The 7935-nt window shown below is 66.5% G+C and carries 6 protein-coding genes; 1 reads left to right on the top strand and 5 read right to left on the bottom strand.

Features of this window, described 5'->3' with window-relative positions; all coding sequences use genetic code 11:
* Positions 1-223: 223 nt before the first annotated feature.
* Complete coding sequence (locus AB0G35_RS03665) at positions 224-1183, top strand: YIP1 family protein (RefSeq protein ID WP_360943104.1); 960 nt, start codon at positions 224-226, stop codon at positions 1181-1183.
* Positions 1184-1296: 113 nt separating this feature from the next.
* On the opposite strand, the gene AB0G35_RS03660 is transcribed toward AB0G35_RS03665, so the two are convergent.
* The 5 genes from AB0G35_RS03660 to dcd all read right to left on the bottom strand — a co-directional run bounded on the left by AB0G35_RS03660 (position 1297) and on the right by dcd (position 7847).
* Positions 1297-2865, bottom strand: a complete 1569-nt coding sequence (locus AB0G35_RS03660) for a ricin-type beta-trefoil lectin domain protein (protein ID WP_360943052.1) — start codon at positions 2863-2865, stop codon at positions 1297-1299.
* A 457-nt stretch (positions 2866-3322) separates the two neighbouring features.
* A complete protein-coding gene (locus AB0G35_RS03655; protein WP_360943049.1) occupies positions 3323-3997 on the bottom strand; it encodes a hypothetical protein in 675 nt (224 codons plus the stop codon).
* Positions 3998-4659: 662 nt separating this feature from the next.
* Positions 4660-5865: a putative T7SS-secreted protein gene (locus AB0G35_RS03650; RefSeq protein ID WP_360943046.1), complete on the bottom strand. Its 1206-nt coding sequence runs from the start codon at positions 5863-5865 to the stop codon at positions 4660-4662.
* 804 nt (positions 5866-6669) lie between these two features.
* Positions 6670-7179, bottom strand: a complete 510-nt coding sequence (locus tag AB0G35_RS03645) for a phosphoribosyltransferase (RefSeq protein ID WP_360943043.1) — start codon at positions 7177-7179, stop codon at positions 6670-6672.
* 92 nt (positions 7180-7271) lie between these two features.
* Complete coding sequence (dcd, locus tag AB0G35_RS03640) at positions 7272-7847, bottom strand: dCTP deaminase (protein ID WP_360943040.1); 576 nt, start codon at positions 7845-7847, stop codon at positions 7272-7274.
* Between the last annotated feature and the right edge of the window lie 88 nt (positions 7848-7935).

The following is a 7935-nucleotide window of genomic DNA, read 5'->3' as shown; positions in this document are numbered from 1 at the left end:
GGTGCACATGAGCAATCATGTGCACCCCCACTCGCCTTTCCCCTGCCCGGGAAGCGCCGCACAGCGCGCAACGGCGCACAACACCCGCGGCGGGAAAGCCGAGTACGTGGGCGAACGGGCCCAGCGCAGTGTCACAGGTCGGCCCCAAACGACCCTCTGTCCCCCGGCTCGGCCACCCCTCCCGCAGGGACCAGGTACTTTCGAAGGCGTGGCTGGATTCAGGATGGGTCGCGGACGGGATGCCCGCCCCGCGCAGAACGCACAGCAGGGGCACCAGGGGCAGGGGCAGGCGCAGCAGGCGCCGTACGGGCAGCAGGCGCCGTACGGGCAGCAGGCCGCGCCACCGCCGCACGGGCAGCAGGCCGCGCCACCGCCGCACGGGCAGTGGCAGCAGTACGGCGGCGCACCCCAGGGGCAGCCGCAGCAGTACGGCGAGCCCGAGTACTTCGGTGACGCCGGCAACGCCGGCTACGCACCGTACGGCGGCGACAACAACCCCGGCAGCACCCGGCAGTTCAGCATCGGGGAGGCCCCGGACGCCTACGGCCCGTACCCCGATCAGTACGGCAACGGCCCGGCCGACGGTGACTACGCGGCCGGCGGCACGTACCGCGCCGGTCAGTCCTCCGCCCCGCCGGCCGGCCCCCGGCTGCACTGGAAGCAGCTGCTCTCCGGCATCGTGCTGCGTCCCGACCCGACGTTCTGGCAGATGCGGGACCACCAGGTGTGGGGCCCGGCCCTGACCGTCACCTTCGTCTACGGCCTGCTCGCGGTCTTCGGCTTCGACAAGGCCCGTGAGGACGTGCTGAACGCCACGCTCTCCAACAGCATCCCCTGGGTGCTGATCACCGCCGGGATGTTCATCATCGGCAGCCTGATCCTGGGTGCGGTCACCCACACCCTGGCCCGCCAGCTCGGCGGTGACGGGGCCTGGCAGCCGACCATCGGCCTGGCCATGCTGATCATGACGATCACGGACGTGCCCCGGCTGCTGTTCGCGATGTTCCTCGGCGGCGACTCCCCGCTCGTCCAGGTCCTGGGCTGGCTGACCTGGCTCGCCACCGGCTATCTGCTGACCTCCATGGTCAGCAAGTCGCACGACCTGCCGTGGCCGAAGGCGCTCGGCGCCTCCGCGATCCAGCTGGCCGCGCTGCTGGCGCTGCTCAAGCTGGGCACGCTGTAGGCAACGGCCCGGCCCCGCCACCACGCCGAGGGCCCGTCCCGGAGCACTCCGCTCCGGGACGGGCCCTTCGCCGTACGGGCACCGCGCGAGCGGCGCCGGACCGGCGGCCGCCGCTACGCGAAGCGCTGGCCCGTCGAGCCGTCACACGCCCGTAGCCGCAGCGGCTCCTTCGCGCCGTCCAGCGTCAGGCAGAGCGACTGCGCGGCGGCCGGCCGGACGGTGCCGTCGGCCGGCCGGGCGAACTGCTGGTTGGCCGCGCCCGAGCAGTTCCACAGCACCAGCCCGGCCCCGGGCTCGTACCGGCCGCCGGGCACGTCCAGGCACCGGTCCTGGGTCAGTCCGACGTGCACCGACCGCTGCTCGTCGTCGTACCACCAGTCCTGGTGGCGCTGCCCGTTGCAGTCCCAGCCGACGACCACCGTGCCGTTGCGGCTGGCGCCGCCGGTCGCGTCCACACAGCTGCCGGTGGCGGCGTTCCGCAGCGGCCGGTACGCGTCGTCCCAGGCGCCCGGGTACAGCTTCGGCCGTCCGGTGCTCGCCGGGTCCGCGCAGGACGCCTCGCGCAGCCCCGGCGCCGCGTACAGCTGGGTCAGGCAGGAGGCGAAGGCGGCGTGTCCGCGCGCGTTGGGGTGGAAGGACTGCCGCACCGAATTGGAGTCGGGCGGGAAGGGGTTGGTGAGGTTCACGTACAGCCCGCGCGCCCAGGTGTCCTCCATGCACACCTCATGGCCGTGGAAGAGCCGCGAGGCGTCGAGGTAGGTCACGCCGGTGTCCTGCGCGACCTTCCGGACGCCCCGTTCGAAGGCCGGGACGGCGGCGTTGCGCCCCCAGCCGGCGTCGGAGGTGTGGCCCGTGCAGCCGCCCGGCAGCTTCCCGGGGAAGTGCGGGTTGTCCTCCACGTCCGGCCCGATGGGGCTCGGGTACGACATCACCACGAGCCGGTAGTCGCCGTCGCCGTACCCCGCGTTCCGCATCACGGTCCGCAGGTCGTTCACCGTCCGCTCGATCTTCGGCACCAGCCCGTCGACCCGCGCCTGCCACCCCGGCCGGTACTTCGGCTCGCAGGTGCCCTGGAGCAGGAACCAGTGCTTGACGCAGTCCGTCATCACCGGCCCGAACTGCAGGTCGTCGTTGGCGCCGGCCACCAGGAGCACCATCTTCAGCCGGGTGTTCCGGGCCGCGATCGCCAGGCTGTCGCTCTGCACCAGCTCGTCGGCGTACTGCTTGCTGCCGCCGATGACGATGTTCCCGCTGTACGCGCCCGAGCAGGCGGCGTTGTACGTGACGTCGGCCGCGATGCCGGTGCGGTGGATCGCGGCGTCCGGCGACCGGTGGCACCAGTTGGTGGGCCCGTCGGTCCCCGGCTCGTACGTGCCGACGCCCTCCCCGGAGATCTCGCTGTCGCCCAGCGAGATCAACGAGGTCTTGCGCTCGGCGAGCGGCCGCTCGGCCGGGTCCCCGTAGAGCTTGACCGCCTCCTGGGCCCGGATCTTCTCCAGCTCGGGCGGCAGCGGTGTGGCGGCGGTGATCGTCGCCCGGCCGGTACCGCCCACGGCTCCGCCGGCGGCACTGGCCCCGCCGCCCGCCGCCAGGGTGAACACCACCCCCAGCGCCGCGGCCGAGCCCACCACCGCATCCCGTAAGCCACGTAGCCCGCGCCACCGGTGTCCCGCACGTCTCACGCCTCTGGTACGCACCCTGCGGCCTCCCGTCCGGTCTGCTGTTACCGCGGGTTGTACTCGCAAGTAAGCCCCGGCGGAACACCGGGAACGCCATTGGCCGAAAGACGCGCACAGAACACACAACGACGCACCCACCCGCGCCGGCGCCCCCACACACAAGGGAGCCGACCGAAGCCAACTCCCTTGTGCAGTACGCCACTTACCCGGTCAGGCGTCGAGGATCTGCCCCTCACGCCGGACCATCGGCGGCTCGACGCTCCAGGGGCACCGATCACGGTAGTTGTGCCGTCGTCCAGGGGCCCTGAAGCAGGCACGGGCCGGCTGGATGGCGACAATCGCGGCACACGGGTGTGGGCGTGCCTCCGCATCTCACGAGAGCCGACTGTGGGCGGTCGACGCCGCTCGTGGGCTGCGCGCGGCGGGCGGATCCGCAGCCGAGCCTCAGCCGCTCACCGCATCAGCCGAACGCTGACGCCGGCCTTTGCCCTTGAGGCTCTTCTGTGGCAGATACGTCCGCGCCAGGGACGGGTCCCGGGTCGATCGACGTGAACCTGATGCCGCGCAAGAACTCGACCATGATGGTGCAGTAGTCGTTCCAGTGGCGAGTGCTGGGAGTAGTGAACGTGACGACGAGGAGTTCTTGGCTGCTGGGGGCAGGGATGTACGCCTGGAGCTGAGCGGTTTCAACGGGCGTATCGCGGCCTGAGGCAGCGTATTCCGCTGGGATGTTGAGAGCCTCGGTTTGCTGAATCACCACCGCGGCCGGGCCACACGGGAGCTCCAGCACTTCGGTGGCGACCTCGCCCGCACCGCGACCGGCGGCGATGCGGGCGATTCCGGCTGCCGCGATACCGCGCTCCGTGAACGTCTGGGGATGGACAGCGAGAGTCAGGGCTCCGGCGGAGGGCTCGCCCTGAACGGTGCCGAGACACGTCGCTGCATAGATGACCCCGCTGGCGGCAGTGAGGGAAGAAGCCAGTCGGTAGTTGGTGACAAGCTGCTCCAACTCAGTCGTTCCGATCTTCCCGAGTCGGCTGCGTACTCGTTCCACGACGGCTGCGCGCGCCTCGTCTTCATCCGCTACCACCGTAATTTCCCGGAAGAACGGAGGAATTTCAAAGCTGACGGCCACTATTGGATCCCTCCAGGCCATTGACCTTCTCGGCGGGGGCTAGTCGGCCCAGGTTGCTGCGCGCGGACCTGCAAAGCTTCGGGCGAAGGGGTGGAGAATCGGGTTTGACGTCGACGACGGTCACTGTGCGACTTCAGCAAGGCCGCCGCCGCGAATAGAAACAGGACCACTGCTACAACACCAACCGGCAGGCTGAAGCCGGAATGGTCGTTCATTCGTCGAATCGCTTCCCAGCCAAGCCCTGTTCCACAGCATGCCCCGGCGATCGCTATGAAGCTGCTGGAGGTGGTGTTTCCGATCTTTCGGATCTCTCGGCGAATGATCTGGAGATCCTCTGGAGTGGGAGGCGGGAAGCCAGCGGGAAGCGGCGCGGCCCCCACAGGTCCGCCCAACTTCGGAGGCCAGTATTGAGGCGCAGGCTTCAGTACGAGATACCGTGCCACACCCCCGCCAACCCGGTGCGAAAGGTCATAACCCTGCTGGCGAGCCAACCACAGGACATATTCCTTGCCGTCAGCATTCTCCGGGATGCGGATTTCTTTACTTCGCTCGGACTGCGCGGAGGGTGTGCGACCTACAAGCCATACCATTATGCCGGCCGCACCCATAAGGAGAAGCATGAGCAGGCGCATCATCAATGCGTGTTCCACAGGCTAGGCCACCTACTTGTCTTTTTCGCTGCCCGAATTCCAGGCATTCTGGAGCGCAATGAAAAGTGGGGCGATTCCTCCGACGCTTACAGCTCGCTGTCCCTCATTCTGCGGTCGGAAATTTTTTAATGCGCCGTGATCATCGATCAGGCCTGCAACAGTGACTGCTGTTCCCGTTCCCGTGATACCGCGTTCCGTGCCAACAATTTTTGGGATGGCGTGGAGAAGTTTACCGCCGTCTTCAAGAGCGGCACTTCCAACGCCGCCGCTGATGATTCCCAAGCCGTCCCAAGTGAGGGTAGCGTTCGATACATCAGCTCCGGCCGCTTTGGCAGCACCGTGTGAGACGAGTGCCAGAGCCGAGAAGCCGGCAGCGATTCCGCCCAGAGGGGCACCAACGATCCCGAAGCCGGAGAGATCGCAGGCCATGCCGATGAAGCCAATCGCGGTACTCACCAGGGCAAGGACGTCGCCAACGGCTGCAATGGCGTTGGCGTGCTCCTTGACCCAGTTCACGAGGTCGTTCTGTATCGAAAGGATGCCTTTCCCCAGCTCCACCAAGCCGTCCATCAGCTTGTCGAAAAAACCGGGCTCATCCGGCGCCTGCTCCCCGGCGGCCGCCAGGCGGGAGGCTACCAACCCCGCGAGGCTCTCATGCTGCCCCTTCAAAGAGGTCGCATCTGCGATGATTTCTTGCAGTTGTGATGTGGCGGCATTCAGTTCCCTGACTGCATTGTTATGGCGTGCGAGTTCATCGTCGCTCATCAGCACAGGGACGTTGATTGTGCCATCATCGCTGATCAAACCGACATCAGGATTGTTCTCAGCCTGGCCTACCCGTTCCCGAGCACTCTTGGCTTGCTTTTCAAAGGCACTCGCTTTGGACTGAAGTATCTCCAGTTCCATGTGCCAGTCACTGAGTGCCTTGCACGCACCGCCAAAGCTGTTGCTTGCTGCCTGGAGCAACTTCGGCAGGGCTCGCGTCTTCATCCTGAACGCATCTGCCGCATCGCCAGTCCAATCAGAGTCGCCATAGGTCCCCACGAGCGCTTCCTGCGCAGAATTGATATCTTTGTGCGCCTTGCTCAGGTAGTCGACGAGATCCTGAATCGCCTGCTTCGTCCCTGGTGCGGGATTGAACTGTAAACCGGGGAAGCTTCCGTTATCCTCGTACGGATCTCCGCCGCCATAACCGAATATTTGCTCAAGGAGTGACACGGTCGATTTCCCCCTACTGCTCGAATATCGCGAACCAATCAGCCAAAAGGTGTGGCCGCAGATCCCCCTCCGGGGGATGACCCGCTTGATACCCCTTTTGAAAGCGCCTGCTCAATGGCCGAGTCGGTCTCGCTGTACGTCCGAGCGGTGGCCTGCAGGCCCCCGTGAAGAGCAGTCGTCATTTTGGCGATTTGCGAAACCCCGTAACCCCAGGAATCCTTGAAATCGGATGCACTCTCATCAATTTCCACATTTCCAAGGTCACCAGTGCTCGCACTCCGCAAATTATCGCTGGCCCGCAGCATTGACTCACTACATAGAGCCAGTTTCTGCACCAGCAACCCGAGCTCCCCTACGTCAACCTTGAACCCGCCGACCCCACTCACTACCCCACCCCCGCAATGCAAGTGTCAACAAATTAGCGCGTTCTTGATGTCGCACACCCGGCGTCGCACCGCACTTCGAACACCACGAAACTCAACGCTACCAATCTGTCTATGGCGCGGTCAGCGGCTCCGATAGCTGGGCGGTTTCACCATATTCAGGGCCCTTGTGGGCATCCGGGGATCAGAACATCGAGAAACCGGACGCACGGAATGATTAGGCGCAGTGTCTTGTGACACAACGTGGATGGCAGCCCAGGGCGCCGACAACAGCGAAGCAACCACGCGCGCCAGAGGTAGTACTGCACAGCCGGTGAGAGACTTCGGCTCTGCCTCCGCGGGGGCGTGACGAGGCAGAGCCGAAGTATCCATGTAGCGGGCCGGGAAGCCGCAGGGCCCCTACACGGGGGGCGGAGTCGTTTTACAAAGCATCCTTCGACGGAGTGATCGGTGTGCCAGCCTTACGGCACGGAGGCAACACAGACCAGGGGAAGTTGATCCAGTCGTCCGTGCGCTTCCAGACGTACTCGCACTTCACCAGCGAGTGCGACTTCTCGTAGATCACCGCGCTGCGCACCTCGGCCACGGTCTCCAGGCAGAAGTCGCGCACCAGCTTCAGCGTCTTGCCGGTGTCGGCCACGTCGTCGGCGATCAGCACCTTCTTCTCCGAGAAGTCGATCGCGTTCGGGACCGGCGCCAGCATGACCGGCATCTCCAGGGTGGTCCCCACACCGGTGTAGAACTCGACGTTCACCAGGTGGATGTTCTTGCAGTCCAGCGCGTACGCCAGGCCGCCCGCGACGAACACGCCGCCCCGGGCGATCGACAGCACGATGTCCGGCTCGTACCCGTCGTCCGCGATCGTCTGCGCCAGCTCGCGGACCGCCCCGCCGAACCGCTCGTACGTCAGGTTCTCCCGCACGTCACTCACGAATCTCTCTCAGACCTTCTCTGTTTCGACCTACGACCTGGCCCTGGGCCCACGGCCCGGGCCCGGCCCACGGCGCCCCGCCGCGGGCGGCCTCACACCTTCGTACGGTGGAAATTCCGGAACGACCGGGACGGCGTCGGGCCGCGCTGCCCCTGGTAGCGGGAGCCGTACCGCTCGCTGCCGTACGGGTGCTCGGCCGGCGAGGTCAGCCGGAACATGCACAGCTGCCCGATCTTCATGCCCGGCCACAGCTTGATCGGCAGCGTGGCCACGTTGCTCAGCTCCAGCGTCACGTGCCCGCTGAACCCCGGGTCGATGAACCCGGCGGTGGAATGCGTCAGCAGCCCGAGCCGCCCCAGCGAGCTCTTGCCCTCCAGCCGCGAGGCGATGTCGTCGGGCAGGCTGATGACCTCGTACGTCGACGCGAGCACGAACTCACCGGGGTGCAGGATGAACGCCTCGTCCCCCTCCGGAACCACCTCGCGGGTCAGGTCCGGCTGCTCGACGGCGGGGTCGATGTGCGGGTAGCGGTGGTTCTCGAACACCCGGAAGAAGCGATCGAGACGCACGTCAATGCTGGACGGCTGCACCATCGACTCGTCATAGGGATCGATGCGCACCCGTCCGGCATCGATCTCGGCCCGGATGTCCTTGTCTGAGAGAAGCACGCAGACGAGGATACGCGCCCGCACCACCCCCACCGCACGACGAGGGCCCGGCCCCACCAGGGACCGGGCCCACCACCCTCAGTCGATC

Origin of the sequence: Streptomyces sp. NPDC021749, assembly GCF_040640655.1 — a bacterium.
In the GTDB taxonomy this organism is placed as follows: Bacteria; Actinomycetota; Actinomycetes; order Streptomycetales; family Streptomycetaceae; genus Streptomyces.
This window is presented reverse-complemented; position numbering and strand designations above follow the sequence as displayed.

Bases quoted from the DNA above. Each gene is read 5' to 3' on its own strand.
- AB0G35_RS03665 (WP_360943104.1), top strand. From the start codon at position 224: ATGGGTCGCGGACGGGATGCCCGCCCCGCGCAGAACGCACAGCAGGGG.